Source organism: Pseudomonas oligotrophica, assembly GCF_021726475.1.
Classification (GTDB): Bacteria; Pseudomonadota; Gammaproteobacteria; order Pseudomonadales; family Pseudomonadaceae; genus Stutzerimonas; species Stutzerimonas oligotrophica.
This window is the reverse complement of sequence record NZ_JAKJRU010000002.1, coordinates 156,616-181,341: the sequence shown is the minus strand read 5'-3', so window position 1 is coordinate 181,341 and position 24,726 is coordinate 156,616. Positions and strand designations below refer to the sequence as shown.

24 protein-coding genes are annotated in these 24,726 nt (G+C 68.1%); 6 read left to right on the top strand and 18 right to left on the bottom strand.

Annotated features, from left to right (window positions below):
• The first annotated feature begins 10 nt into the window (after positions 1-10).
• The 3 genes from L3N39_RS04770 (at position 11) to L3N39_RS04760 (ending at position 1,804) form a co-directional block, all read left to right on the top strand.
• Positions 11-649 (top strand): DUF2931 family protein, encoded by a 639-nt coding sequence (locus L3N39_RS04770; protein WP_237256144.1) that lies wholly within the window; start codon positions 11-13, stop codon positions 647-649.
• Positions 650-663: 14 nt separating this feature from the next.
• A complete protein-coding gene (locus L3N39_RS04765; RefSeq protein ID WP_237256143.1) occupies positions 664-1,299 on the top strand; it encodes a DUF2931 family protein in 636 nt (211 codons plus the stop codon).
• Between the two features lie 124 nt (positions 1,300-1,423).
• Positions 1,424-1,804: a RidA family protein gene (locus L3N39_RS04760; RefSeq protein ID WP_237256142.1), complete on the top strand. Its 381-nt coding sequence runs from the start codon at positions 1,424-1,426 to the stop codon at positions 1,802-1,804.
• 69 nt (positions 1,805-1,873) lie between these two features.
• Here L3N39_RS04760 and L3N39_RS04755 read toward each other — a convergent pair whose 3' ends face one another.
• Together L3N39_RS04755 and L3N39_RS04750 are read right to left on the bottom strand one after the other, a co-directional pair.
• Positions 1,874-2,437: an OmpA family protein gene (locus L3N39_RS04755; RefSeq protein WP_237256141.1), complete on the bottom strand. Its 564-nt coding sequence runs from the start codon at positions 2,435-2,437 to the stop codon at positions 1,874-1,876.
• Positions 2,434-2,886 carry a FecR family protein gene (locus L3N39_RS04750; RefSeq protein ID WP_237256140.1) on the bottom strand — a complete coding sequence of 151 codons (453 nt, stop codon included), beginning with the start codon at positions 2,884-2,886 and terminating at the stop codon, positions 2,434-2,436. Before L3N39_RS04750 ends, L3N39_RS04755 begins: the two co-directional genes overlap by 4 nt.
• 471 nt (positions 2,887-3,357) lie before the next feature.
• Here L3N39_RS04750 and L3N39_RS04745 point away from each other — a divergent pair, with 471 nt between their 5' ends.
• Complete coding sequence (locus tag L3N39_RS04745) at positions 3,358-5,325, top strand: AAA family ATPase (protein ID WP_237256139.1); 1,968 nt, start codon at positions 3,358-3,360, stop codon at positions 5,323-5,325.
• 447 nt (positions 5,326-5,772) lie between these two features.
• Here L3N39_RS04745 and L3N39_RS04740 read toward each other — a convergent pair whose 3' ends face one another.
• Genes L3N39_RS04740 through L3N39_RS04725 form a run of 4 tightly spaced genes read right to left on the bottom strand, consistent with a single transcriptional unit; the run spans position 5,773 to position 8,779 of the window.
• On the bottom strand, positions 5,773-6,390 hold the full coding sequence (locus L3N39_RS04740) for a TPM domain-containing protein (protein WP_237256138.1): 618 nt from the start codon (positions 6,388-6,390) through the stop codon (positions 5,773-5,775).
• 9 nt (positions 6,391-6,399) lie between these two features.
• A complete protein-coding gene (locus L3N39_RS04735) occupies positions 6,400-7,170 on the bottom strand; it encodes a TPM domain-containing protein (protein ID WP_237256137.1) in 771 nt (256 codons plus the stop codon).
• Positions 7,167-7,775, bottom strand: a complete 609-nt coding sequence (locus tag L3N39_RS04730) for a LemA family protein (RefSeq protein WP_431977999.1) — start codon at positions 7,773-7,775, stop codon at positions 7,167-7,169. The genes L3N39_RS04735 and L3N39_RS04730 overlap by 4 nt, the downstream gene beginning before the upstream one ends.
• 59 nt (positions 7,776-7,834) lie before the next feature.
• Positions 7,835-8,779, bottom strand: coding sequence for a LysR family transcriptional regulator (locus tag L3N39_RS04725; protein WP_237256135.1), 945 nt, complete (start codon positions 8,777-8,779; stop codon positions 7,835-7,837).
• Positions 8,780-8,881: 102 nt separating this feature from the next.
• Here L3N39_RS04725 and L3N39_RS04720 point away from each other — a divergent pair, with 102 nt between their 5' ends.
• Positions 8,882-9,895 (top strand): zinc-binding alcohol dehydrogenase family protein, encoded by a 1,014-nt coding sequence (locus L3N39_RS04720; protein WP_237256134.1) that lies wholly within the window; start codon positions 8,882-8,884, stop codon positions 9,893-9,895.
• 1 nt (position 9,896) lies between these two features.
• Here L3N39_RS04720 and L3N39_RS04715 read toward each other — a convergent pair whose 3' ends face one another.
• Both L3N39_RS04715 and L3N39_RS04710 read right to left on the bottom strand, forming a co-directional pair.
• Positions 9,897-11,120 carry a CaiB/BaiF CoA transferase family protein gene (locus L3N39_RS04715; RefSeq protein ID WP_237256133.1) on the bottom strand — a complete coding sequence of 408 codons (1,224 nt, stop codon included), beginning with the start codon at positions 11,118-11,120 and terminating at the stop codon, positions 9,897-9,899.
• Between the two features lie 116 nt (positions 11,121-11,236).
• Positions 11,237-12,418 (bottom strand): acyl-CoA dehydrogenase, encoded by a 1,182-nt coding sequence (locus L3N39_RS04710; protein WP_237256132.1) that lies wholly within the window; start codon positions 12,416-12,418, stop codon positions 11,237-11,239.
• A 172-nt stretch (positions 12,419-12,590) separates the two neighbouring features.
• Between L3N39_RS04710 and L3N39_RS04705 the strand changes: the two genes are divergently transcribed.
• A complete protein-coding gene (locus L3N39_RS04705) occupies positions 12,591-13,493 on the top strand; it encodes a LysR family transcriptional regulator (RefSeq protein ID WP_237256131.1) in 903 nt (300 codons plus the stop codon).
• A gap of 147 nt (positions 13,494-13,640) precedes the next feature.
• On the opposite strand, the gene L3N39_RS04700 is transcribed toward L3N39_RS04705, so the two are convergent.
• The 10 genes from L3N39_RS04700 to glcD all read right to left on the bottom strand — a co-directional run bounded on the left by L3N39_RS04700 (position 13,641) and on the right by glcD (position 24,532).
• On the bottom strand, positions 13,641-14,015 hold the full coding sequence (locus tag L3N39_RS04700) for an SCP2 sterol-binding domain-containing protein (protein ID WP_237256130.1): 375 nt from the start codon (positions 14,013-14,015) through the stop codon (positions 13,641-13,643).
• 134 nt (positions 14,016-14,149) lie between these two features.
• Positions 14,150-14,422, bottom strand: coding sequence for an HU family DNA-binding protein (locus tag L3N39_RS04695; RefSeq protein WP_237256129.1), 273 nt, complete (start codon positions 14,420-14,422; stop codon positions 14,150-14,152).
• 145 nt (positions 14,423-14,567) lie between these two features.
• Positions 14,568-15,752, bottom strand: coding sequence for an NAD(P)/FAD-dependent oxidoreductase (locus L3N39_RS04690; RefSeq protein ID WP_237256128.1), 1,185 nt, complete (start codon positions 15,750-15,752; stop codon positions 14,568-14,570).
• Between the two features lie 28 nt (positions 15,753-15,780).
• Positions 15,781-15,948 carry a rubredoxin gene (locus tag L3N39_RS04685; RefSeq protein ID WP_043218103.1) on the bottom strand — a complete coding sequence of 56 codons (168 nt, stop codon included), beginning with the start codon at positions 15,946-15,948 and terminating at the stop codon, positions 15,781-15,783.
• Positions 15,949-16,062: 114 nt separating this feature from the next.
• The gene (locus L3N39_RS04680; protein WP_237256127.1) at positions 16,063-17,766 is read right to left on the bottom strand and encodes an L-lactate permease; all 1,704 of its coding nucleotides are present in this window, start codon (positions 17,764-17,766) and stop codon (positions 16,063-16,065) included.
• A gap of 233 nt (positions 17,767-17,999) precedes the next feature.
• Entirely contained in the window at positions 18,000-20,183 is a 2,184-nt protein-coding gene (locus L3N39_RS04675) for a malate synthase G (RefSeq protein ID WP_237256126.1), read from the bottom strand.
• Positions 20,184-20,203: 20 nt separating this feature from the next.
• Positions 20,204-20,608: a heme-binding protein gene (locus L3N39_RS04670; protein ID WP_061340262.1), complete on the bottom strand. Its 405-nt coding sequence runs from the start codon at positions 20,606-20,608 to the stop codon at positions 20,204-20,206.
• 142 nt (positions 20,609-20,750) lie between these two features.
• Positions 20,751-21,968 carry a glycolate oxidase subunit GlcF gene (gene glcF / locus L3N39_RS04665; RefSeq protein WP_237256125.1) on the bottom strand — a complete coding sequence of 406 codons (1,218 nt, stop codon included), beginning with the start codon at positions 21,966-21,968 and terminating at the stop codon, positions 20,751-20,753.
• Between the two features lie 6 nt (positions 21,969-21,974).
• Positions 21,975-23,033: a glycolate oxidase subunit GlcE gene (gene glcE, locus L3N39_RS04660; RefSeq protein ID WP_237256124.1), complete on the bottom strand. Its 1,059-nt coding sequence runs from the start codon at positions 23,031-23,033 to the stop codon at positions 21,975-21,977.
• The gene (glcD, locus tag L3N39_RS04655) at positions 23,033-24,532 is read right to left on the bottom strand and encodes a glycolate oxidase subunit GlcD (protein ID WP_237256123.1); all 1,500 of its coding nucleotides are present in this window, start codon (positions 24,530-24,532) and stop codon (positions 23,033-23,035) included. Before glcD ends, glcE begins: the two co-directional genes overlap by 1 nt.
• Between the last annotated feature and the right edge of the window lie 194 nt (positions 24,533-24,726).

The window sequence follows — 24,726 nt, the reverse complement described above, 5'->3', positions numbered from 1 at the left end:
GCAAGCGATCATGACCGCCTCCAAGTTGCCGCACATCTTGGCCTTACTGTTTCTCGGCGGCTGCGCCGAGAGAAACCCCGGAAGCCTGCCGTACAAATACTGGTACCTGGGTTTTCTGGCGCCGGACTATATGGAGGTCTGGGTAGAGACCGCCGGCGTGAAAGATATTCGTGGACGTAATTTTTCTCACGTAGGTAGCGGCATAGTTGCCGTTCGTACCCCGCCAGAAGGCCAAGGGAACGCTGCCGGCTGGGGTGAACGCTTCGGCAGGGGCGCGGGGCGCCACGTCAATGGCGCCGATCTGCCCGAGCGCATCTACGTGCGGTGGCAGTCCCTGGCGGAACCCCAGACCTATCGGGTGATCCTGGACATTCCCGAACGCGCCCGGCAATTGATGAGCGAACGGCTTGATCCACCCTGCCCAGCCAGTGATTACCGTTATGCCCTCACGTTGGGTCTCGCCCCTGGCGGCGTGGTCAGGGGCTGGGTCATGAGCACCTGCGGCGGGCCCATCGAAGTCCTGCGCGCCCAGGCGGAAATCGAGCCCAAGGGGCCTTATGGCGGGCAATCCGATGGCGAGTATTACTTCCTTTCGGAAACCTCCAGAGCCTATATCGAAAAACACGGCATCCCCTACGGCTCTTGGTGAGCAGGCAAGCAATCATGACCGCCTCCAAGTTGCCGCTCATCTTGGCCTTACTGTTTCTCGGCGGCTGCGCCGAGAGAAACCCCGGAAGCCTGCCCTATAAGTACTGGCGCCTGGGCTTCCTGGCCCCGGACCATATGGAGACCTGGGTAGAAACCGCCGATGTGGAAGATATTCGCGGATATAGGTTTTTCCATGTAGGCAGCGGTACCGTATCCGTGCACTTGCCCACAGACGGAACAGGAAATGCCAGAGGCTGGCCGAAGACTTGGGGCAAGGGACGCTACGTCAATGGCGCCGATCTGCCCAAGCGCATCTACCTGCGCTGGCAATCCCTGGCCGAGCCCCAGACCTACCGGGTCATTCTCGATATCCCCGAACGTGCGCGACAGTTGATGAGCGAGCGCCTCGACCCGCCCTGTCCCGCCAGTGAATACCGTGAAGCCCTCGCCTTGGGCCTCGCCCCTGGCGGCGTGGTCAGGGGCTGGGTCATGAGCACCTGCGGCGGGCCCATCGAAGTCCTGCGCGCCCAGGCGGAAATCGAGCCCAAGGGGCCATCCCAAGGCAAGACCGGCGGCCAGTACGCACTGCCATTAGAGCCCGAATCCAGAGCCTATATCGAAAAACACGGCATCCCCTATGGATCCTGGTGAGCAGGCAGGCGCATGCCGCGGCCACTGTTTGCGCGCAATACCGGGTTAGAATCCTTCTCCGCAGCTTTCACTCTTCACTTGAGGCTCGCCACTCAAGGTGTGCCGCACCCCCGAAGGAGATCCCATGTCCCGCACCGTCATCAGCACCGACAAGGCCCCGGCCGCCATCGGCACCTACTCGCAGGCCATCAAGACCGGCAACACCGTCTACCTGTCCGGGCAGATCCCGCTGAACCCGCAGACCATGGAGCTGGTCGAGGGCTTCGAAGCCCAGGCCGTGCAGGTGTTCGAGAACCTCAAGGCGGTCGCTGAAGCGGCTGGCGGCTCGCTCAAGGACGTGGCCAAGCTGAACATCTTCCTCACCGATCTCGGCAATTTCGCCACCGTCAACGAGGTGATGAGCCGCTACTTCCAGCAGCCCTACCCGGCCCGCGCCGCGATCGGCGTCGCCGCGCTGCCGAAGGCCGCGCAGGTGGAAATGGACGCGATCATGGTGCTCGACTGAGCCCGACACCCGGCAAGCCAAGTCGCTGCCGCGCTGCGGGGCGTCCAGCCGGGCCCCGCTGAGCGGCCGCTACTGCACCCAGACCTCGACCCGCCGGTTGCGCGGCTCGTAGGTCTCGTCCGGGGTCTTTACCAGCGGGTCCGCCTCGCCATGCGAGGCGACCCGCCAGTGCAACACCTCGACCCCGCTCCGCTGCAGTCGCCTCGCCAGCTGCTGCGCCCGCTGCATTCCCACCTGCTCGTTGTAGCGGGCCTCACCCAGCGAATCGGTATGACCGACCACACTGACCATCGCCGGCGCCCGTTGCCGCATGGCGCCCAGCACCTCGGCGAATGTCCCTTCCGACTCACGGCTCAGTGCGCCGGCATCGCGCAGGTACAGGCGAAAGCGAAGCGGATCAGGCGGTAGCGACGCGGCGCCCCAGTCCGGCGCGGCCGCGCTCGCCTGCCACCGCTGCACGGCGCCGGCAGTGACCGAGGCGGCATCGCCCGGCTGCTCGAGGACCACCCGCTCCCGGGCAGTCTGCAGCGTCGCCGTACCCGCCCCGCCCTCTTCGAGCAGCACGACCTGGCTGGTGCCGCAGCCCGCCAGCGCCAATCCGGCAAGCAGGATCACCCAGCGCCAGGCACTCATCGGCCCGCCCTCACCAGCACCGCGGCTTCGCCGTCCAGGCTGACCTCGCCGCCGGCGGTCTCGATGCGCCAGGCACCCTTGCCCAGCCGCGCCAGTTCGCCGCCATGGGCGTACAGGCTGCCGCGCTGCAGGCGCGCCCGGAACGCCAGCTCGCCGGCGGCAGGCGCAAAGCGGAAGGTCTCGAGCTGCAGGCGGCTGTGCGGGCCCAGGACCAGGCGCGTACCGTCGACCAAAGCCAGGCCCAGGCTGCCCGCCGCCGTGCTCAGGGTGGCACCGACCACCAACGCCTGGCCGACCTGCGCCGGAGCCTCGTGCCCGCGACTGCTAAAAACGGCCAGCCCATCGACCGCCCGCACCAGCCCGATGGCTTCGGGCAGGGCCGCCGCGAAGGCATCCACGCCCAAGCTCAGCCCGACCAGCAGGGCACAGAACCGCGAAGCTCGATACATGGATAGCCAAACCTCCCCTGTTACGGCTGCCTTTCTCTGGCAGCGACAATGCCCGGAGATTCCGTCGGCTCGGGCAAAAAGTGCACGCCGCTGTACAACCGCTCCCAGTCAAGGGCGAGCCTCGAACGCCCGAAAAGATCCTCCATGGCCCCTGATCGATTGGCCACGAGTACGTGCCCGAGCAGCGCGCCATGGCTGCCAAACCCCGATTCGAGTTCCAGCCCTCACCGGTCATTCGTCGCAAAGCGACCCTCCGTTCGTCGCACCGCGCCAAGCCGGGCGACGCTTGCCGTATCCTCGCCAGCAGTCGGAGCGGGGGAATCCGACCAGCGGTCGAGCACATAACTCACATCCATAAGCCTGTGGCCGCAAAGCACTATGTGACGTGCTTGCGGGTCGGCCCGCGAAAAAACTGTGGTCCGCCTAGGCGGTTGTTTGTCGATGCATCGGGCTGTCCCGATTGGATGTGAAATGAAGAAACCACGCCTCCTGCAGGGCCAACGCGGCCTTGCGCTCCTCGCCCTGCTGCTGCTCGCCGGCGCCGCGCTGGCCTTCTGGGCGCTGCGCCCGGCCGTCCCGACGACGCCCGCAGAACCCGGCACGGCCGCCGCCATGCTCGCCGAGTTGAAGGATTCCCGCGCTCCCTGGCAAGCCAACCGTGGCGACCTCTCGCAGCTGGTCGGCGACCTGCGCGGCCAGCGGATCGCCAGCGCCGCGCTGGCGCCGGACGCGGTCTACGTGACCGCTCAGGACGGTGCCCGCTACTGGGTGCCGGACATCTCCGGGCGCGCGGCCGAGCTGCTGCTGAACCACTATGCCGCCACCACGGCCCCGCTGTTCCCGCTGGCGCTCTACGAGACCGACGCCGAAGCCGGCTGGTTCAAGACGCTCCTGCCCTACCTGCCCTTCGCCCTGGTGCTGGTGTTGGCGCTGGTCTACCTGGCGGTACGCAGCAGCGGCTTCCAGATCCAGCGCAAGCGCAGCGAGGTCAGCTTCGACGACGTGATCGGCGCCAGCGAGGCGAAGCAGGCACTGCGCGACGTCACCGCCTACCTGCGCGACCCGCAGGCCTACGCGCGGCTCGGCGCGCGCCCGCCCAAGGGCGTGCTGCTGACCGGCGAACCCGGTACCGGCAAGACCCAGCTGGCCAAGGCGCTGGCCGGGGAAGCGAATGCCAGCTTCATCCAGGTGACCGGCAGCGACTTCTCTTCGATGTACTTCGGCGTCGGCATCCAGAAGGTCAAGTCCCTGTTCCGCACCGCGCGCAAGCAGGCACCGTGCATCATCTTCATCGACGAGATCGACGGCATCGGCAAGCGCGCCGAACAACAGCGCTCCAGCGATGCCGAGAGCAACCGCATCATCAACCAGTTCCTCGCCGAGCTGGACGGTTTCGACGGCAGCAGCGGCGTGCTGGTGCTCGGCGCAACCAACTTCCCCAACTCGCTGGACCCGGCGCTGGTGCGCGAGGGCCGCTTCGACCGCAGCATCGCCGTCGGCCTGCCCGGCCTCGATGACCGTGAAGCGCTGTTCCGCCTGTATGCCGGCCGCGTGCGTGCCGAGCAGGGCCTGGACTTCGCCCAGCTGGCGCGCAATACCGTCGGCCTGACGCCCGCAGCCATCGCCCAGATCGTCAACCATGCCGCGCTGCTGGCCGCCCGCGCCGGGGCCGGCAGCGTCGCCATGGGGCATTTCGTCGACGCCATCGAGACCTGCCGCATCGGCGAGAAGCCTGCCGGTGTCAGCCCGATGTCGGAAACCGAGCGCAAGCGCATCGCCGTCCACGAGGCCGGCCACGCGCTGGTCGCCGCGGCGCTGAAGGTCGGCCGGGTGGAGAAGGTCACCATCCTGCCGCGCGGCCAGGCGCTCGGCGTCACCCTGGTCACCCCGGTGGAGGACAAGCGCCTGCACCTGCATTCGGAGCTGCGCGCGCGCATCCAGATGCTGCTCGCCGGCCGCGGTGCCGAGCAGCTGTACTTCCACGAGGTGTCGTCCGGCGCCGGGCAGGACCTGCAGGAAGCCTCGAAGATCGCCCTGTCGATGGTCGGCGCGCTGGGCATGAGCCCGAGCGGCTCGCTGCTCAGCCTGCAGGCGGTGCGCGATGCGCACATCGAGTTCGACTCCGGCGAAGCCATCCGCGCCGCCGACGACCTGCTGCGCCAGCTCGAACGCGACTGCCTGGCGCTGCTGCAGCGCATCCGCCCGGCGCTGGATGCGATCACCACGCGCCTGCTGGACGAGGAAACCGTGCCGGGCGAGGCCGTCTACGCCGCCATCGCCACGCTGCCGGAGGTGTCGCAGGAAGCCAGCGTCAGCCATATCGTCGGCCATGTGCTGCATGCCATCGATCGCGTCGCCGCCAGCGCGCTGGAACATGCCGAGCATTTCGAGCTGTCGCCGCAGGACAACCCGCGCGACGACGGGCCGGGAATGGCCTGAGGCCGGCGCGCCCCGGTAACGGCTTCGGTGGAAAAGCGCTGCGCGCGTTTTCCACCCTACGCTCCAACGAGCACTGCGTAGGGTGGATGGCCGAAGCCATCCACCGGAAGCCCCGCCCGCAGCCCTCGCCACCCACCACCCGCCACTCGAACCTGCGCGCCCTTCGCCCACTGCGTGGAAAAGCGCTGCGCGCGTTTTCCCCCCCTACGCTCCAACGAGCACTGCGTAGGGTGGATGGCCGAAGCCATCCACCGGAAGCCCCGCCCGCAGCCCTCGCCACCCGCCACCCGAACCTGCGCGCCCCTCGCCCACTGCGTGGAAAAGCGCTGCGCGCGTTTTCCACCCTACGCTCCAGCAAGCCACGTAGGATGGATGGCCGAAGCATCCACCGATAGCCCCGGTCGCGGCCTTGCCCGCGTAGGCAGACACGGCGCCACCCGGCCGCTGCTAGTCCAGCACCACCAGCCGGTTGGGCAACTCGTTGCGCGGGTGGGTCTTGGGTACCTGCTCGCGCAGCAGCTCGCCGCAGGATTCGATACAGGCGATAAAACCCTCGAGCACCTGCCCCTCGCGGACCTTGCTGGTGAACGCGGCGACCACGGCCTGCCAGGCGCTGTTGTCGATGCGACTGGAAATGCCACGGTCGACGAGAATCTCCACGTAGCGCTCGGCCTCGGAGACGAAGATCAGCATGCCGGTCTCGCCGTCGGTATGGTGCAGGTTGAGCTCAAGGAACTGCCGGCGCGCCAGGTTGCAGGCCCGCCAGCGGCGCACCGCCGGCGGAATCAGCCGGGTGGTCAGCCCCGGCAGGCGGAACAGCAGCGCCAGCACCACGAAGGTCGCCCATTGCACCAGCACCAGTTGCCAGGCGCTCAGCCAGCCGCTGAAGAACAGCAGCGCACCGGGCAGCAAGAGGGCGATCAGGCTGGCCCAGAGCAGTGGGATATAGCGATAGTCGTCGGCCCGCGCGGCGAGCACCGTCACCAGCTCGGCATCGGTGTGCGCCTCGACCCGCTCGATCGCCGCGGCGATCTGTTGCAGCTCGCTTTCGCTCAGTAGCGTCATGTTCTCTCCTTACCAGCCGCCGGAAGCGCCGCCGCCACCGAAACCGCCGCCGCCCCCGCCGAAGCCGCCGCCACCAAAGCCACCACCGCCGCCGAAGCCACCACCGCCGCCGAAGCCACCGCCGCGGCCCAGGCTGCCGAGCAGTGCGCCGAGCAGCAAGGCACGCCCGCCGCCGCGCCCGCCACGGCCGCCGCCGAGCAGGAAGATCACCACCAGCATGGCGAAGAACATCAGCAAGCCGAGCCCGCCGGGCTGCTCGCCCTGCAGCGGCACCACCGGGCGCAGTTCGGCCGGCAGCGGCTCGCCGCCGAGCACCTGGATGATCGCCGTCGCGCCATCGAGGATGCCGCGGGCGAAGTCGCCGTCTCGGAACGCCGGCACCATGATGCGATTGATGATCACCGAGGACTGCGCGTCGGTGAGGCGCCCTTCCAGGCCATAGCCGACCTCGATGCGAATCCGCCGCTCGTCGCGGGCGACGATCAGCAGTGTGCCGTTGTCCTCGCCCTTCTGCCCGATGCCCCAGGCGCGCCCAAGCTCGACGCCGAAGTCCTCGATGCTGCGCCCGCCGAGGTCGGGCACGGTGACCACCACCAGCTGCTCGCCGCCGCTGCGCTGCTCATGACCGGCCAGCAGGCTGGTCAGGCGCGCTTCGGTCTGGGCGTCGAGCAACCCGGCGCGATCGACCACCCGCCCGCTCAGCGCCGGCAGGTCGCGCTCTTGCGCGGCGAGCGGGCCGGCCAGCAGGAGCAGGCCGAGCAGGCACAGCGCGCGGATCATTCGAACTTCACTTGCGGCGCCTGCTCGGCGTTGGTCGCGGTGGCCTCGAAGGTCTCGCGGATCGGCATGTCGCTGTACATCAGCGTGTGCCAGATACGCCCGGGGAAGGTGCGGATCTCGGTGTTGTAGCGCTCGACCGCGGCGATGAAATCGCGCCGGGCCACCGCGATGCGGTTCTCGGTGCCTTCGAGCTGCGACTGCAGGGCGAGGAAGTTCTGGTTGGACTTGAGCTCCGGGTAGCGCTCGGAGACCACCATCAACCGGCTCAGCGCACCGGACAGCTGGTTCTGCGCCTGCTGGAAGCGCTGCAGCTGCTCGGGATTGTCCAGCGTGCTGGCATCGACCTGGATCGAAGTGGCCTTGGCCCGCGCCTCGATCACCGCGGTCAGGGTCTCCTGTTCCTGGCGGGCGAAGCCCTTGACCGTCTCCACTAGGTTGGGGATCAGGTCGGCGCGCCGCTGGTACTGGTTTTCCACCTGGGCCCAGGCGGATTTCACCTGCTCGTCGTACTGCGGGATGTTGTTGATGCCGCAGCCGGCCAGCAGCGACGAGATGAAAAGCACGACCGCCAGGTGCCAGGCGTGGGTGAAGCGCAGGGTTCGCATGATCCGTTCGTCCATCGATCCGAAGTGTTCCTCTAAGGATAGCCAGCCGGCGCAAGAGTTCAGGGCCGGCGCGCCGGGGCCGGATGCCGCAGCGGCCAGGGCGCCTGCGCCAGCAACCCGGCACAGCGTTGCTGCAGATGCTCATGCAGCAGCCGCACCGGCTGGCCCAGCTGCGCGCGATGGGCGCAGAGCAGGTTCAAGGGCGCGGGCTCGCCGCCCAGTTCCGGCAGAAGAACTTGCAGGCGCCCCGTGGCGACGTCGTCGGCGACATCCAGCCAGGACTTGTAGGCCAGCCCGGCGCCGGCCAGCGCCCAGCGGCGCACCACGTCGGCGTCATCGCTGAGCCGGTCCCCGGAAACCTGCACGGCCAGCGAGCTGCGGCCGTCCTCGAAGCACCAGCGGTCATGCACGCGGCCGGCGAGCATGAAGCGCAGGCAGTTGTGGGCCTGCAGGTCGGCCACCGTGCGCGGCGCGGCGTGGCGCTGCAGGTAGCCTGGCGAGGCACAGAGCACCCGGCGATTGCCCGCGGCCACCGGCAGCGCCACCAGGCTGGAGTCCTGCGGCTCGCCATAGCGCAGGGCGATATCCACCGGCTGGCGGAACAGGTCGGTCAGCCCGTCGCCGAGCAGCAGGCGCAGCTGCAACTGCGGATGACGCGCCTGGAATTCGTCGAGCCAGGGCAGCAGGACGTTGCGACCGAAGTCCGATGGCGCCGACAGCTGCAGCACGCCGCTGATCGCCTCGCGGCCGCCAGCGAGTGCCTGGGCGCCCTCGTGCAGGCTGGCCAGTGCTGCCCGGGCATGCAGCAGATACGCCTCTCCCTCGGCGGTCAGACGCAGGCTGCGCGTGGAGCGCGCGAACAGTCGCGCCCCCAGGCTCGCCTCCAGGCGCTTCAAGGCCGCACTGGCCACCGCCGGCGACACGTCGAGCCCACGCGCGGCCGCGGAAAGGCTACCGCTGTCGGCGGTGCGGACGAACAGCTGGAGGTCGTCGATACGCAGCATTTTCAAAATCCTGTTGAAAGAGCCTCGCTTATCGCCCCGTTTTTCCGCCGCGTCAAATAAACGAGCATGCCCGCACTCAACCGAACCCAATGGAGCAACAGCATGAAAGCGGTCGCCTATTTCGAATCCCACGCCATCGACGATCCCCGCGCCCTGCAGGACGTGGAACTGCCCGAGCCGGTACCCGGCCCGCGTGACCTGCTGGTGGAGGTGCGCGCCATTTCGGTCAACCCGGTGGATACCAAGGTACGCCGCAACACCCAGCCCGAGGCCGGTCAGCCGAAGGTGCTGGGCTGGGACGTCGCCGGCGTGGTGGTCGGGGTGGGCAGCGAAGTCAGCCTGTTCAAGGTCGGCGACGAGGTGTTCTACGCCGGCTCCATCGCCCGCGCCGGCGGCAACAGCGAACGCCATCTGGTGGACGAGCGCATCGTCGGGCGCAAGCCGCGGAGCCTGAGCTTCGCCGAGGCCGCCGCACTGCCGCTGACTGCCATCACCGCCTGGGAGCTGCTGTTCGAACGCCTGCAACTGGTGGAGGGCCAGGGCGCCGGGCAGCAGCTGCTGATCGTCGGCGCCGCCGGCGGGGTCGGTTCGATCATGCTGCAGCTGGCCCGCCAGCTCACCGAGGTCAGCGTGATCGCCACCGCCTCGCGCCCGGAAACCCAGGCCTGGGCCCGCGAACTCGGCGCCCATCATGTTATCGACCATAGCCAGCCGCTGCACGCCGAGCTGCAGCGCGCCGGTTTCGCCAGCGTCAGCCATGTCGCCAGCCTGACCCAGACCGACCAGCATTTCGACCAGCTGGTCGAGGCACTGACGCCCCAGGGCCGCCTGGCGCTGATCGACGATCCGGCCCGGCCGCTGGACGTGATGAAGCTCAAGCGCAAGAGTCTGTCGCTGCACTGGGAGCTGATGTTCACCCGCTCACTGTTCGAGACGCCGGACATGATCGAGCAGCACCACCTGCTGCAGCGCGTCAGCCAGCTGGTCGATCAGGGCGTGCTGCGCACCACCCTCGGCGAGCACTTCGGCACCATCAACGCGGCCAACCTGCGCCGCGCCCATGCCCTGCTGGAAAGCGGCAAGGCCCGCGGCAAGATCGTGCTGGAAGGCTTCTGAGCTAAATGACGCCGGCCGCGCGCAGGCCGGCGATCTGCTCGTCGTTCATGCCCAGCAGGCGCTGCAACAGCGCCTCGCTGTGCTCGCCGAGCAACGGCGGCGGGTCGCGGTATTCCACTGGCGAGGCGGACAGCCGCAGCGGGCTGGCCACCTGCGGCACGCGGCCGGCCAGCGGGTGCGGCATCTCGACGTTCAGCCCGCGATGCTGCACCTGCGGGTCGGCGAACACCTGCGCCAGGTCGTTGATCGGCCCGCAGGGCACGCCGGCCTGCTCCAGCGCACTGACCCATTCGGCCGTGGTGCGGAACACCGTGACCTGGCGGATCAGCGGAATCAGTTCGGCGCGATGGGCAACCCGCGCGCGATTGGTGGCGAAGCGTGGATCGGCCGCCCACTCGGGACGCCCGGCCACCTCGCAGAACTTGCGGAACTGACCGTCGTTGCCGACGGTGAGGATGATGTCGCCGTCGGCAGTGGGGAAATCCTGATAGGGCACGATGTTCGGATGGGCATTGCCCATGCGCCTGGGCGCCACGCCGGTGGTGAGGTAGTTGAGCGCCTGGTTGCCGAGGCAGGCGACCTGCACGTCGAGCAGTGCCGTGTCGATATGCTGGCCCTCGCCGCTGCGTTCGCGATGTGCCAGCGCAGCGAGCACGCCAACGCTGGCGTACAGGCCGGTGAGAATATCGGTCAGCGCCACGCCGACCTTCACCGGCCCGGCACCCTCCTCCGCATCGCTGCGCCCGGTCAGGCTCATCAGCCCGCCGAGGCCCTGGATCATGAAGTCGTAGCCGGCGCGTGTGGCGTAGGGCCCGTCCTGGCCGAAACCGGTGATCGAGCAGTAGATCAGCTGCGGATTGATCGCCTTCAGGCTTTCGTAATCCAGCCCGTAGGCGGCCAGCCCGCCGACCTTGAAGTTCTCCAGCAGCACATCGCACTGCGCCACCAGTTCGCGGATGATGCGCTGGCCCTCGGGCTGGGTGAAGTCGACGGTCAGCGACTGCTTGTTGCGGTTGGCGGTCAGGTAATAGGCCGCCTCCGAGGTGTTCTCGCCGTGCTGGTCCTTGAGATAGGGCGGGCCCCAGTGGCGGGTATCGTCGCCCGTGCCGGGGCGCTCGACCTTGATCACCTCGGCGCCGAGATCACCGAGGATCTGCCCGCACCAGGGCCCGGCGAGCACGCGCGACAGGTCGAGGACGCGGATATGGGACAGGGCGCCGGGCATCGCGGATTTCCTTCATGGGTAGGGTGGAAAACGACCACAGGTCTTTTCCACCAGTGAATACGGGACCGTGAGCAAAGGTGGAAAACGCTGGCGCGGTTTTCCACCCTACGGCGTCGTCAGAAGAACGCCTGGATGCCGGTCTGCGCGCGGCCAAGAATCAGCGCGTGCACGTCGTGGGTGCCCTCGTAGGTGTTCACCACCTCCAGGTTGACCAGGTGCCGGGCCACGCCGAACTCGTCGCTGATGCCGTTGCCGCCGAGCATGTCGCGAGCCAGGCGCGCCACGTCCAGCGCCTTGCCGCAGCTGTTGCGCTTCATGATCGAGGTGATTTCCACCGCGGCGGTGCCCTCGTCCTTCATCCGGCCGAGGCGCAGGCAACCCTGCAGGGCCAGGGTGATCTCGGTCTGCATGTCGGCCAGCTTCTTCTGGATCAGCTGGTTGGCCGCCAGCGGGCGGCCGAACTGCTGGCGGTCGAGCACGTACTGGCGGGCGGTGTGCCAGCAGAACTCGGCGGCGCCCAGCGCACCCCAGCTGATACCGTAGCGGGCACTGTTCAGGCAGGTGAACGGGCCACGCAGCCCGCGCACGTCGGGGAAGGCGTTCTCTTCCGGGCAGAACACGTTGTCCATGACGATCTCGCCGGTGATCGAGGCGCGCAGGCCGACCTTGCCGTGGATCGTCGGGGCGGACAGCCCTTGCCAGCCCTTCTCCAGCACGAAGCCGCGGATCTCGCCGGCGTCATCCTTGGCCCAGACCACAAAGACATCGGCGATCGGGCTGTTGGTGATCCACATCTTGCTGCCGGTCAGCCGGTAGCCGCCGTCGACCTTCTTCGCCCGGGTGACCATCGAACCCGGGTCGGAGCCGTGGTTGGGTTCGGTGAGGCCAAAGCAGCCGATGTATTCGCCGCTGGCCAGCTTGGGCAGGTACTTCTGCTTGGTCGCCTCGTTGCCGAATTCGTTGATCGGCACCATCACCAGCGAGGACTGCACGCTCATCATCGAGCGGTAGCCCGAGTCGATGCGCTCCACTTCACGGGCGATCAGGCCGTAGCACACGTAGTTCAGCCCGCTGCCGCCGTAGGCTTCGGGGATGGTCGCGCCAAGCAGGCCGGTCTCGCCCATCTCGCGGAAGATCGCCGGGTCGGTGTGCTCGTGGCGGAAGGCTTCCAGCACCCGCGGCGCCAGCTTGTCGGCGGCGAACTGCGCGGCGCTGTCGCGCACCATGCGCTCTTCTTCGGTGAGCTGCTGATCGAGCAGCAGCGGGTCGATCCAGTTGAAGCTTGCTTTGCCGGCCATGGGGGCTCCTCTTGTGGTCTTCGACACCGCGGTCGTGCGGGCGGGATGGACAGATCCTAGGCGCGGCGCCGCTGCGTCGCAAACGAGGATTTCGCATCCAGCTGTGCGTTCTGCTCACTCCGAGATAAGCTTTGCGACCACCAGCAGGCTTATCCCGTGAGGTCTTCGCATAATGCGCCGCAAGATTCCCAGTACCGCCGCACTGATCGCCTTCGAGGCAGCCGCCCGCCACGAGAGCTTCACCCGCGCGGCCGACGAGCTGGCGCTGACCCAGAGCGCGATCTGCCGGCAGATCGGCGGGCTGGAGGAATTCCTCGGCCTGGCGCTGTTCCGCCGCTCACGGCGCGGCGTGAAGCTCACCGCCGCCGGCCAGTCCTACGCCCGCCGCATCGCCGCGCAGCTGGACGCGGTGGAGCGCGACACGCTCTCGGTGATGGGCCAGCAGGGCGCCATGAGCATCGAGCTGGCCGTGGTGCCGACCTTCGGCACCCAGTGGCTGGTGCCGCGGCTCAGGCACTTCCAGGCGCTGCACCCGGAGATCACGGTGAACCTGACCAACCGTACCCGGCCCTTCCTGTTCGCCGACACCGAGTTCGATGCCGCCATCTACTTCGGCGACGCCGACTGGTCCGGTACCGAGGCGCACTACCTGATGCCCGAGGACCTGCAGCCGGTGTGCAGCCCCTCCCTGCTGAGCGACGGCCAGCCCTTCACCGCCCAGGCGCTGGCGGACATGCCGCTGCTGCAGCAGACCACCCGGCCCTATGCCTGGCGGCAGTGGTTCGACTCGCTGGGGCTGAAGGTCGCCCGCGACATGACCGGTCCGCGGCTGGAGCTGTTCTCCATGCTGGCGCAGGCGGCCGAGCATGGCATGGGGGTAGCGCTGGTCCCGCCGTTCCTGATCCAGCGGGAACTGGCCGAGGGGCGGCTGGTGCTGGCGCATCCGCAGGCCTATCGCAGCGAGACGCGGGCGTACTACCTGATGATTCCGGAGCGCAAGGTCGAATCGGCGGGGCTGGTGGCGTTTCGGGAGTGGTTGAAGGGCGAGGCGAGGGTTTGGCGGGAGGAGGTGTAGGGCCGTGAGGGATTTGGCACCAGAAGGGCCGTAGGGTGGAAAGCCGCGCAGCGTTTTCCACCCCAGGTAGCCTGCAGGTCTGCGTCTGACGAGCCAGGAGCCCAGCTCCCCGACATGAGGGCACCAGATCGCGGGATCAGGGCGAAACTACTTCTTCTTTTTCGGCTTCAGGTATTTCGTCAGCCCCTGAAACCACATCACCAGCGCCGGATTGCCCTGGATCTGGATGTGCTTGTCCTGAATGCCCTGCATGAACGCCAGCTGCTTGTTCTTCGCCGTCAGGGTGGCGAAGCCATAGGCGGCATCCTTGAACCCCAGCGAGAACGCCGGCTCGCTCGCCGGGCCGCACTTGCTGGTGACGCGCTGGTCCTTCACCACGAAGTGCCGGGCGACCTTGCCGTCCAGGGTATGCAGCTGGAAGGTCAGGTCCTTGTCACCCAGCTGCTGCTGGAACTCGGGATTGCGGCGGCTGGCCTTGGCCATCAGGCGGCCGAGCATCCACAGCAGGAAACGGAATTTCATCGTATTGGCATCCGACGCGGGAAATTCGCCGCATTGTAGCGGCTGGTCGGCAGCGGAGAAGTTCGGGTAACGGCGGGTCCGCCCGGGACCGGGCGGTCAGATCGCCCGGAGCCCGAAGGCTCCGGGAGGGCGCATCAGTTGATGGCGTCGCGCAGCATCTTGCCGGGCTTGAAGGCTACGGTGTTGCTGGCCTTGATGGTGACCGGCTCGCCGGTCTGCGGGTTCTTGCCGGCGCGGGCACCGCGATGGCGTTGGACGAAGGTGCCGAAACCGACCAGGGTGACGCTGTCCTTGCGATTCAGCGCATTGGTGATTTCGTCCAGTAGGGCGTTGAGAACGCGATTGGCCTGGTCCTTGGACAGATCGGCCTTCTCGGCGATGGCGGCGGCGAGTTCCGGTTTGCGCATTGGTAGCCTCTGAGACTTTGTTGTTGTTGTGTCCTGGCTGTCCGCGGACAGCCCTGAAGGCGCTGCGACAGCTCTGGCTGGGCAGACTCAGGGAGAATGGCACGCTGCTAGCACCTGCGCCAGTCCTCTACGACTCATGGCTTAGTCACGGCGAAGGCTTTAGCGTCAGAGCTTGCGGCAGTTCCGCCAGCACCGGCGGCAGCTGGCGATTGAGCGCGAGTTTCTCCTTCACCGCCTCGCCGGTCAGGGCGTAGCCCAGCAACCTGTCGTCACGGTCGAGGTACAGCGCCTTGATGTCCGTGCCCTGCCCTTCGACGACCCACCGGCCCTCGGCATCGGCGGCCGGCGGGGAGACTACCAGGGGGCAGGCCGGGGTCTTGACCGTGACCGGCATGGGACCGTAGCTGACCTCGGTCGGCGTACCGCTCAGCGTGCGCGCCAGGGCGCGCACGCCGCTCATCAGCGGCATCACATAGAGCAGGTTGAGGCCATCGACCTCGGCGCAGTCGCCCAGCGCATAGACGTGCGGCGCGCTGGTGCGCAGCTGGCGGTCGACGGCGATGCCGCGCGCCACCGCCAGCCCGGCCTGGGCCGCCAGTTCGGTGCGCGGGCGCAGGCCGACGGCGCTGACCACCAGGTCGCAATCGAGCGTGCGGCCGTCGGCAAGCTGCGCCTGCAGGCTTTCGTCGTGGCGATCCAGGTGTTCGACGAGGGTGCCCAGGTGAAAGCGCACGCCCAGCGTCTCCAGCCCCTGGCGCACCGCGGCGGCCGGCTGCGGCGGCAACAGGCCGGGCATCAGCTGCTCGGCCGGGGCCACCACGTCGACCTCGTAGCCGCCCAGGCGCAGGTCGTTGGCGAACTCGCAACCGATCAACCCGGCGCCCATGATCAGCACGCGCTTGCGCCCATGCGCCGCGGCGCGGAAGCGCCCGTAGTCGAGCAGGTCGTTGACCGGGTGGACCGCCTCGGCCGCATCCCCCGCCAGCGGCACACGCAGCGCCTGCGCACCCCAGGCGATCACCAGGTCGCGGTAGGCGACCGGCTCGTTGCCCAGCCAGATGCGCTGCGCCGCGGGCTCCAGCCGGGTCACCTCGGTGTGGGTGCGGATCTCCGCCTTGAGCTGCTCGGCCATGGCGCCGGCGCTGGCCATGCCCAGGCCCTCGGCATCCTTGTTCATGGCGAAGCCGGTGGAGAGCATCGGCTTGGAGTAGGAGCGCCCGTCGTCACGGGTGATCAGCAGCAGCGGGACCTCGCCGTCCAGCTTGCGCAGCTCGCGCGCCAGGTTGTAGCCGGCCAGGCCGGTGCCGATGATGACGATGGGTGCGCTCACGAAGGCTCCTCGCTTCAGGTGAATCGGATCAGGAGATGGCGATCATCTCGAAGTCCATCTTGCCGACGCCGCAGTCGGGGCAGACCCAGTCCTCGGGCACGTCTTCCCAGCGGGTGCCGGGGGCGATGCCGTCGTCCGGCCAGCCCTCGGCCTCGTCGTAGATGAAACCACAGACCACGCACTGCCATTTCTTCATGCTTCACCTCGCTTCATTGCGTTGCGCCGCAGGCTATACCAGAACAGGCTGGTCGCCCAGGCGACAAAAGAAAACGGGCGGCCTGGGCCGCCCGTCGTCACAGCGCTACGGCGCTCAGCCGCGAGCGGCGACCAGCGGATCGCTGATGCCCATCACGTAGAACCCGATCAGGCCGATGCTGCCGGCCAGGATGAGGTAGTACAGGGTCGGCAGCATGGTCTTGCGCAGGGTGATCCCTTCGCGACCGAGCAGGCCGACGGTGGCCGAGGCCGCCACCACGTTGTGGATGGCGATCATGTTGCCCGCCGCCGCACCGACCGACTGCAATGCCACCATCAGCGCACCGGAGATGCCCAGCAGGCCTGCGGTGTTGAACTGGAACTGCGACAGCATCAGGTTCGACACGGTGTTGGAGCCGGCGATGAAGGCACCCAGCGCACCGACTGCCGGGGCGAAGAACGGGTAGACGCTACCCACGCTGTTGGCCACCAGCTGCGCCATGGCCACCGGCATGGACACCAGGTCCGAACCGTTGACGCCGGAGTTGATCAGGATCCGCACCATCGGGATGGTGAAGATCAGCACGAAGCCGGCACCCAGCAGCGTACGGCTCGACTCGTGGACCGCGGCGACCAGCTCGCCCGCCCGCATGCGGTGCAGGAAGAAGGTGACGATCACCACCATGCAGAGGATGCCACCCGGCAGGTACAGCGGCTCGAGGGTACCGGCGATGCCGGTCTCGCCGAGGATGTCCTTCCAGCCGAAGCTGATCGACATCAGCGCCGCCTTGACGTCCGGGAACACCCGCGAGATGACCAGGAACACGGCCAGCAGCAGGTACGGCGCCCAGGCCATCGGCACGGAGATCGGCGTCTTGCCGGCGACGTCGTCGAGCTTCATCTCGATCTTGCCCATCCACTCGGCCGGCCACTCGCTGGCCGGGGCGAAGTCCCAGCTCTCCTTGGGCAGCAAGAAGCCCGCCTTGGCCGCCGGCACGACGATGGCCAGGCCGACCAGCGCGCCGATCATCGAGGGGAATTCCGGGCCGAGGAACACGCCGGCAGCGGCGTAGGGGATGACGAAGCACAGGCCGGTGAACACCGCGAACGGCGCCATCGCCAGGCCTTCAGCCCAGGATTTGTTGCGGCCGAAGTAGCGGGTCATGATGCTGAGCATGATCAGCGGCATGAGGATGCCGCACAGGGCGTGGATGATCGCCACCCGCGAGAAGATCAGGTGGAAGAACACATCCCAGTTGCTGCCCAGGGCGATCAGTTGCTCACCGATGCCGGTCTTGTCCAGACCACCACCCACACCGACCAGGATCGGCGTACCCACGGCACCGAAGGACACCGGGGTCGACTGCACCATCATCCCCAGCACCACCGCCGCCAGCGCCGGGAAGCCCAGCGCCACCAGCAGCGGCGCGGCGACCGCGGCCGGCGTGCCGAAGCCCGAGGCGCCCTCGATGAAGCAGCCGAACAGCCAGGCCACGATCAGCGCCTGGACGCGGCGGTCGGGGCTGATGTTGGAGAAGCCACGGCGAATCGCGGCGATCCCGCCGGAGTGCTTGAGGGTGTTCAGCAGCAGGATCGCACCGAAGATGATCCAGAGGATCGCCGCGGTGAGGATCAGCCCCTGCAGGGTCGAGGCCAGGACGCGGTTGAACGTCATGTCCCAGGCGAACAGGCCGATCAGCGCAGTAAGGACGAAAACCAGCGGCATCGCGTACTTGGCCGGCCAACGAAAGCCGATCAGCAGGACACCCGCCAGCACCAGCGGCACGAAGGCCAGTATGGACAGTAGTGTTTGACTCATTGTTGGTTCCTGTTTTTGTTGTGAACCGCTTTTTTGTCCGGGCAAGCCCGGTGCCTTGCATGGAACCCCGCTCCGTCACGGCCTTGCGGCCGACTGTTGCGGACCCCCGGGTGCCTGCCGAACTGCCTGGCAGGTCCCCATGCTCGAAAGCCCCGAACGCGAAAATCGGCGTCCGGGGCTCCTGTCTCGTGCCGGCGGGAGGCAGGCTCGCGCCGCGCCATCCATGGCCTGCTTCAGGCCGGGTTGGCCGCCTTGAAGCGCTGGCGCCACTGGTGCAGCAGCGGCTCGGTGTAGCCGGCCGGCTGCTCGCGCCCCTTGAACACCAGGTCGCTGGCCGCCTGGAAGGCGATGGACTTGGCGTAGTCCGGCGCCATCGGGCGGTACAGCGGGTCGCCGGCGTTCTGCTGGTCGACCACCTTGGCCATGCGCTCCAGGGTCTCCTGCACCTGCGCGCGGCTGACCACGCCGTGGTGCAGCCAGTTGGCGATGTGCTGGCTGGAGATACGCAGGGTGGCGCGGTCTTCCATCAGGCCGACATCGTGGATGTCCGGCACCTTGGAACAGCCGACGCCCTGTTCGACCCAGCGCACCACGTAACCGAGGATGCCCTGGCAGTTGTTGTCCAGCTCCTGCTGCTTTTCCTCGGCGCTCCACTTGTCCTCGGCGACCACCGGGATGGTCAGCAGGTCATTGAGCAGCTGCTCGCGCTCGGCGGCCAGGTCGATCTTCGCCAGCTCGCGCTGCACCGCCTGTACGTCTACCTGATGGTAGTGCAGGGCGTGCAAGGTCGCGCCGGTGGGCGACGGCACCCAGGCAGTGTTGGCGCCGGATTTCGGGTGGCCGATCTTCTGCTCGAGCATGGCGGCCATCAGGTCCGGCATGGCCCACATGCCCTTGCCGATCTGCGCGCGGCCCGCGAGGCCGCAGGCCAGGCCGACCAGCACGTTGTTGCGCTCGTAGGACTTGATCCACGGGGTGTTCTTCATGTCGCCCTTGCGCAGCACCGGGCCGGCTTCCATGCAGGTGTGCATCTCGTCGCCGGTGCGGTCGAGGAAACCGGTGTTGATGAAGGCCACACGGCTCTTGGCCGCGGCGATGCAGGCCTTGAGGTTGGCGCTGGTGCGGCGCTCCTCGTCCATGATGCCCATCTTCAGGGTGAAGCGCGGCACGCCGATCAGGTCCTCGATGCGGCCGAACAGCTCGTCGGCGAAGGCGACTTCGGCCGGGCCGTGCATCTTCGGCTTGACGATGTAGAAGCTGCCGGTGCGCGAGTTGCCCTTGCGCTTCAAGTCATGCTTGGCGATCAGGCTGGTGAATACGCCGTCCATGATGCCTTCGGGGATCTCGCGGCCGTCTTCGAGCAGGATCGCCGGGTTGGTCATCAGGTGACCGACGTTACGGATGAACAGCAGCGAACGGCCATGCAGGGTCAGGCTGCCGCCGTTCGGCGCGCTGTACTCGCGGTCCGGGTTCAGGCGACGGACGAAGCTCGAGCTGCCCTTGGCGACTTCCTCGCTGAGGGTACCCTGGACGATGCCCAGCCAGTTGCGGTAGGCCAGCACCTTGTCGTCGGCATCCACGGCGGCGACCGAGTCCTCGCAGTCGAGGATGGTGGAGACCGCGGCTTCGATCAGCAGGTCCTTGATGCCGGCGGCATCGGTCTGGCCGATCGGGCTGTTCGGGTCGATCTGGATCTCGATGTGCAGGCCGTTGTTCTTCAGCAGCACGGCACGCGGCTCGACCGCCTCGCCCTGGAAGCCGACGAACTTCTCCGGCTGCGCCAGCGCGGTGACGGTGCCGTTCTCCAGGGTCACCTTCAGCTGGCCATCCTGCACGCGGTAGGCGGTGGCGTCGGCGTGGCTGCCCTGGGCCAGCGGCGCGGCCTGGTCGAGCACGTTGCGCGCATAGGCGATGACCTTGGCGCCGCGCACTTCGTTGTAGCCCGGGCCCTTCTGCGCACCGCCCTCTTCGGAGATGGCGTCGGTGCCGTAGAGCGCGTCGTACAGCGAGCCCCAGCGGGCATTGGCGGCGTTCAGCGCGTAGCGCGCGTTCATGATCGGCACCACCAGCTGCGGGCCGGCCTGGGTGGCGATCTCGCTGTCGACGTTGGCGGTGTCGATCTTCACCTCGCCCGGCACCGGCAGCAGGTAGCCGATGGACTCGAGGAAGGCGCGGTAGGCAGCCATGTCCTGGACCGGGCCGGGGTTGGCCTTGTGCCAGGCGTCCAGCTCGAGCTGCAGGCGGTCGCGCTCGGCGAGCAGGGCACGGTTCTTCGGTGCCAGGTCATGGGCCAGCTGGTCCAGGCCGCTCCAGAAGGCGCCGGCTTCGATGCCGGTGCCCGGCAGCACTTCGTCTTCGATGAAGCGCTTGAGGTTGGCTGCGACTTGCAGGCGGCCCAGGGTTACACGCTCGGTCATCTGTCGTTCTCCTTGTCTGTTCAGTTGGCCAGGGCGGCGACGCCGGCCTTGGCGATCTGGGCGTCCTGCGCGGCGGTCACGCCGGACACGCCGACCGAGCCGATGACCTGGCCGTCGACCACCACCGGCACGCCGCCTTCCAGCGAGCAGACCACCGGCGCGGAGAGGAAGGCGCTGCGGCCACCGTTGACCATGTCTTCATAACCCTTGGTTTCGCGGCGACCGAGCGCGGCGCTGCGGGCCTTCTCGCTGGCGATGTAGGAGGCGATCGGCGCACAGCCGTCCAGACGCTCCAGCGCCAGCGGGTGGCCGCCGTCGTCGGCGACGACGATGGTCACGGCCCAGCCGTTGGTCTGCGCTTCGGCGCGGGCGGCGGCGAGGATGGTGGCGACTTCGGTCTGGCTCAGTACGGCTTTGCTTTTCATCTCGATTCTCCTGTCTGCGTATTTCGGTTGTTCGGTTGGCGCGCGGCGGGCGGGCCGGAGGGTTCGATTCGGTGGAAATTCGCTTTGCGAGATTTCCACCCTACGGCGTCGTAGGGTGGAAAACGGCGCAGCCTTTCCACCGTCACCCCATCGATTCCTCGACCACTTCGATCCAGTGCTTGACCGGCGTGCGGCCGGCGCCGTCCAGGTGCGTCTGGCAGCCGATGTTGGCGGTGACGATCACTTCCGGCTTGCCGCTCTCCAGCGCGTTGAGCTTGTTGTCGCGCAACTGATGGGAAATCTCCGGCTGGGTGATCGAATAGCTGCCCGCCGAGCCGCAGCACAGGTGCGCATCGGGCACCGCGGTGAGCTGGAAGCCCAGGCGGGTGAGCACGTCTTCGACCGCGCCGCCGAGCTTCTGCGCGTGCTGCAAGGTGCACGGGCAGTGGAAGGCCATGCGCTTGTCGGCGCGCACGTCGAGCTTTTCCAGCTCGGCGCTGCGCAGCACCTCGACCAGGTCCTTGGCCAGCTCGCTGACCCGCGCGGCCTTGGCCGCGTAGGCCGGGTCGTCCTTGAGCAGGTGGCCGTATTCCTTGACGAAGGCGCCGCAGCCGCTGGCCGTCTGCACGATGGCTTCGGCACCAGCCTCGATGGCCGGCCACCAGGCATCGATATTGCGCCGCGCGCGCTCGAGGCCGGCGTCCTGCGCGTTGAGGTGGTAATCCACCGCGCCGCAGCAGCCGGCTTCGCGCGCCGGGCTGACGCTGATGCCCAGGCGGTCGAGCACGCGCGCGGCGGCGGCGTTGGTGTTCGGCGACAGGCTCGGCTGCACGCAGCCCTCGAGCATCAGCACGCGACGCTGGTGCATGACCTGCGGGCGCGGCTTGGCCGGGCGGATCTCGCGCGGCAGGTGGCCCTTCAGCGAGGCCGGCATCAGCGGCTTCAGCGCATTGCCGGCGCCCAGCAGCGCCTTGAACAGGCCCGGACGCGGGATCACCGTGCGCAGGCCGCCACGCACCAGGCGCTCGCCAGTGGAACGCGGCACCTGGCGCTCGATGAAGTCGCGACCGATATCCAGCAGGTTGTGGTACTTCACCCCGGACGGGCAGGTGGTCTCGCAGTTGCGGCAGGTCAGGCAGCGGTCCAGGTGCAGCTGGGTGCTCTCGGTCACCTCGCCGCCCTCGAGCATCTGCTTCATCAGGTAGATGCGCCCACGCGGGCCGTCCAACTCGTCGCCGAGCAGCTGGTAGGTCGGGCAGGTGGCGTTGCAGAAGCCGCAGTGCACGCAGGAGCGCAGGATGCTCTCGGCTTCCTCGGCGCGCGGCAGTTGCTTGGCGGCTTCGCTCAGATTCGTTTGCATACGTCGTCAGACCTCGGGATACATGCGGCCGGGGTTGAAGATCCCCTGCGGGTCGAGCGCGGCCTTGAGCTGGCGGTGGTAGCGCAGCAGCGGCGCGGACAGCGGCTGGAACGGCTCGGCGGCACCGGCGGTGAAACAGGTGGCATGGCCACCGACTTCGGCCGCGATGGCGCGGATGCCTGCGGCGTCGGCGTCGGACTTCAGCCAGCGCTGCGCGCCGGCCCAGTCGACCAGTTGCTCGCCCGGCAGCGCCACGGCCGGCGTGTTGTTCGGCAGCGACAGGCGCCACAGCGGGCGCGCGTCGGCAAAGAAGGCCAGGCGCTGCTCGCGCAGCTCGTTCCAGTAGCCAGGGTCGAGGTCCTCGCCACCGATGCGTTCGCGCGCGGCATTGACCGATCCTTCGCCGCCTTCCAGGCGCAGGTTGAGGAATTGCCCGTCATGGCTGGCAGCGCTGATCGGAATCGGCTGCTGGCCCCATTCGGCGAGCTTGAGCAGCGCACGCTCGAGGTCGATCTCCAGGCGCAGGCTGCTGCACTGGCGCGGCTTGGGCAGCACCTTGAGCGAGACTTCGGTGAGCACGCCGAGGCAGCCGAAGCTGCCGGCCATCAGGCGCGACAGGTCGTAGCCGGCGACGTTCTTCATCACCTCGCCACCGAAGCGCAGGTGCTTGCCCTGGCCGGTAATGATTCGCGTGCCGAGCACGAAATCGCGCACCGAACCGCTCCATGGCCGGCGCGGGCCGGACAGCCCGGCGGCGATCATGCCGCCGACGGTGGCGCCTTCGCCGAAATGCGGCGGCTCGCAGGGCAGCATCTGCCCGGCGGCGTCCAGCGCGGCTTCCAGCTCGGCCAGCGGGGTGCCGGCACGCACGCTCACCACCAGCTCGGTGGGGTCGTAGCTGACGATGCCGCGATGCTCGCGCACGTCGAGCAGCTGGCCCTCGGCCGCGCGGCCGAGGAAGGCCTTGCTGCCGCTGCCCTGGATGCGCAGCGGGGTGTTGGCGGCCAGCGCCTGGTTGACCTGGTCCAGCAGTTGCGCGCTGGCGTCGTTGGCGATCACGGACATCAGAAACGCTCCAGTTCGGGGAAGGGCAGCTGGCCGTTGTGGATGTGCATGCGGCCGAATTCGGCGCAGCGATGCAGGGTCGGGATGTTCTTGCCGGGGTTGAGCAGGCCGCTCGGGTCGAAGGCCGCCTTCACCGCGTGGAACAGGGTCAGCTCGTCACTGTTGAACTGCGCGCACATCTGGTTGATCTTCTCGCGGCCGACACCGTGCTCGCCGGTGATGCTGCCGCCGACCTCGACGCAGAGCTCGAGGATCTTGCCGCCCAGTTCCTCGGCGCGCTCCAGCTCACCGGGCTGGTTGGCATCGAAGAGGATCAGCGGGTGCATGTTGCCGTCGCCGGCGTGGAACACGTTGGCCACGCGCAGGCCGAACTGCTCGGACAGATCGGCGATGCCCTTGAGCACGCCCGGCAGCTCGCGCCGCGGGATGGTGCCGTCCATGCAGTAGTAATCCGGCGAGATACGACCGACCGCCGGGAAGGCATTCTTGCGCCCGGCCCAGAAGCGCACGCGCTCGGCTTCGTCCCTGGCCAGGCGTACTTCGGTGGCGCCGGCCAGCTTCAGCACTTCGCTGACGCGCGCGCAGTCGTCGTGCACGTCGGCCTCGACGCCATCCAGCTCGCAGAGCAGGATCGCCTCGGCGTCCACCGGGTAGCCGGCGTGGATGAAGTCCTCGGCGGCGCGGATCGACAGGTTGTCCATCATCTCCAGCCCGCCGGGGATGATGCCGGCGGCGATGATGTCGCCCACCGCGCGGCCGGCCTTCTCCACCGAGTCGAACGCAGCGAGCAGCACCTTGGCCACCTGCGGCTTGGGCAGCAGCTTGACCGTCACCTCGGTGACGATGCCGAGCATGCCCTCGGAGCCGGTGAACAGCGCCAGGAGGTCGAAGCCCGGCGAATCCAGCGCGTCGGAGCCGAGCGTCATGCGCTCGCCCTCGACGGTGAGGATCTCCACCTTGAGCAGGTTGTGCACGGTCAGCCCGTACTTCAGGCAGTGCACGCCGCCGGCATTCTCGGCGACGTTGCCGCCGATCGAGCAGGCGATCTGCGACGACGGATCCGGCGCGTAGTACAGCTCATGGGGCGCGGCGGCCTGGGAGATCGCCAGGTTGCGCACGCCGGGCTGGACGCGGGCGAAACGGCCGGCAGGGTCGACCTCGAGAATCTTGTTGAAGCGCGCCATCACCAGCAGGATGCCCTGCTCCAGCGGCAGCGCGCCGCCGGACAGGCCGGTGCCGGCGCCGCGGGCGACCACCGGCACGCCGCGCCGGTGGCAGAGCTTGAGCAGCGTCTCGACCTGCTCGACCCGCTCGGGCAGCACCACCAGCATCGGCGTGGTGCGGTAGGCCGACAGGCCGTCGCATTCGTACGGCTTGAGGTCTTCGCCGCGATGGAGGATTTCCAGGTCCGGCAGCGTGCGCTGCAGCTCGGCCAGCAGGGCGGCCTTGTCGACCTTGGGCAACGCGCCGTCGACGCGTTCGTCGTAGAGGATATTCATGCAGGTTCGCCGCTCTCGTACGGTCACCCCAGCACGGCCGCTGCGGTGAGATGCCGCATCTTTAGCTGGCCCGCCACCTGGCGTCCATGGGCGCGATAACTGGTCCTACCAGTTTTTGTAGCGATACCCGGTGCGGGACTAGCGGAAACCCGCTCGGACCGGCGCCACTGCACAGCCGGCGGGCTTCGGGCTAA

Bases quoted from the DNA above. Each gene is read 5' to 3' on its own strand.
- L3N39_RS04770 (WP_237256144.1), top strand. From the start codon at position 11: ATGACCGCCTCCAAGTTGCCGCACATCTTGGCCTTACTGTTTCTCGGC.
- L3N39_RS04765 (WP_237256143.1), top strand. From the start codon at position 664: ATGACCGCCTCCAAGTTGCCGCTCATCTTGGCCTTACTGTTTCTCGGC.
- L3N39_RS04760 (WP_237256142.1), top strand. From the start codon at position 1,424: ATGTCCCGCACCGTCATCAGCACCGACAAGGCCCCGGCCGCCATCGGC.
- L3N39_RS04755 (WP_237256141.1), bottom strand. From the start codon at position 2,437: ATGAGTGCCTGGCGCTGGGTGATCCTGCTTGCCGGATTGGCGCTGGCG.
- L3N39_RS04750 (WP_237256140.1), bottom strand. From the start codon at position 2,886: ATGTATCGAGCTTCGCGGTTCTGTGCCCTGCTGGTCGGGCTGAGCTTG.
- L3N39_RS04745 (WP_237256139.1), top strand. From the start codon at position 3,358: ATGAAGAAACCACGCCTCCTGCAGGGCCAACGCGGCCTTGCGCTCCTC.
- L3N39_RS04740 (WP_237256138.1), bottom strand. From the start codon at position 6,390: ATGACGCTACTGAGCGAAAGCGAGCTGCAACAGATCGCCGCGGCGATC.
- L3N39_RS04735 (WP_237256137.1), bottom strand. From the start codon at position 7,170: ATGATCCGCGCGCTGTGCCTGCTCGGCCTGCTCCTGCTGGCCGGCCCG.
- L3N39_RS04730 (WP_431977999.1), bottom strand. From the start codon at position 7,775: ATGCGAACCCTGCGCTTCACCCACGCCTGGCACCTGGCGGTCGTGCTT.
- L3N39_RS04725 (WP_237256135.1), bottom strand. From the start codon at position 8,779: ATGCTGCGTATCGACGACCTCCAGCTGTTCGTCCGCACCGCCGACAGC.
- L3N39_RS04720 (WP_237256134.1), top strand. From the start codon at position 8,882: ATGAAAGCGGTCGCCTATTTCGAATCCCACGCCATCGACGATCCCCGC.
- L3N39_RS04715 (WP_237256133.1), bottom strand. From the start codon at position 11,120: ATGCCCGGCGCCCTGTCCCATATCCGCGTCCTCGACCTGTCGCGCGTG.
- L3N39_RS04710 (WP_237256132.1), bottom strand. From the start codon at position 12,418: ATGGCCGGCAAAGCAAGCTTCAACTGGATCGACCCGCTGCTGCTCGAT.
- L3N39_RS04705 (WP_237256131.1), top strand. From the start codon at position 12,591: ATGCGCCGCAAGATTCCCAGTACCGCCGCACTGATCGCCTTCGAGGCA.
- L3N39_RS04700 (WP_237256130.1), bottom strand. From the start codon at position 14,015: ATGAAATTCCGTTTCCTGCTGTGGATGCTCGGCCGCCTGATGGCCAAG.
- L3N39_RS04695 (WP_237256129.1), bottom strand. From the start codon at position 14,422: ATGCGCAAACCGGAACTCGCCGCCGCCATCGCCGAGAAGGCCGATCTG.
- L3N39_RS04685 (WP_043218103.1), bottom strand. From the start codon at position 15,948: ATGAAGAAATGGCAGTGCGTGGTCTGTGGTTTCATCTACGACGAGGCC.
- L3N39_RS04680 (WP_237256127.1), bottom strand. From the start codon at position 17,766: ATGAGTCAAACACTACTGTCCATACTGGCCTTCGTGCCGCTGGTGCTG.
- L3N39_RS04675 (WP_237256126.1), bottom strand. From the start codon at position 20,183: ATGACCGAGCGTGTAACCCTGGGCCGCCTGCAAGTCGCAGCCAACCTC.
- L3N39_RS04670 (WP_061340262.1), bottom strand. From the start codon at position 20,608: ATGAAAAGCAAAGCCGTACTGAGCCAGACCGAAGTCGCCACCATCCTC.
- glcF (WP_237256125.1), bottom strand. From the start codon at position 21,968: ATGCAAACGAATCTGAGCGAAGCCGCCAAGCAACTGCCGCGCGCCGAG.
- glcE (WP_237256124.1), bottom strand. From the start codon at position 23,033: ATGTCCGTGATCGCCAACGACGCCAGCGCGCAACTGCTGGACCAGGTC.
- glcD (WP_237256123.1), bottom strand. From the start codon at position 24,532: ATGAATATCCTCTACGACGAACGCGTCGACGGCGCGTTGCCCAAGGTC.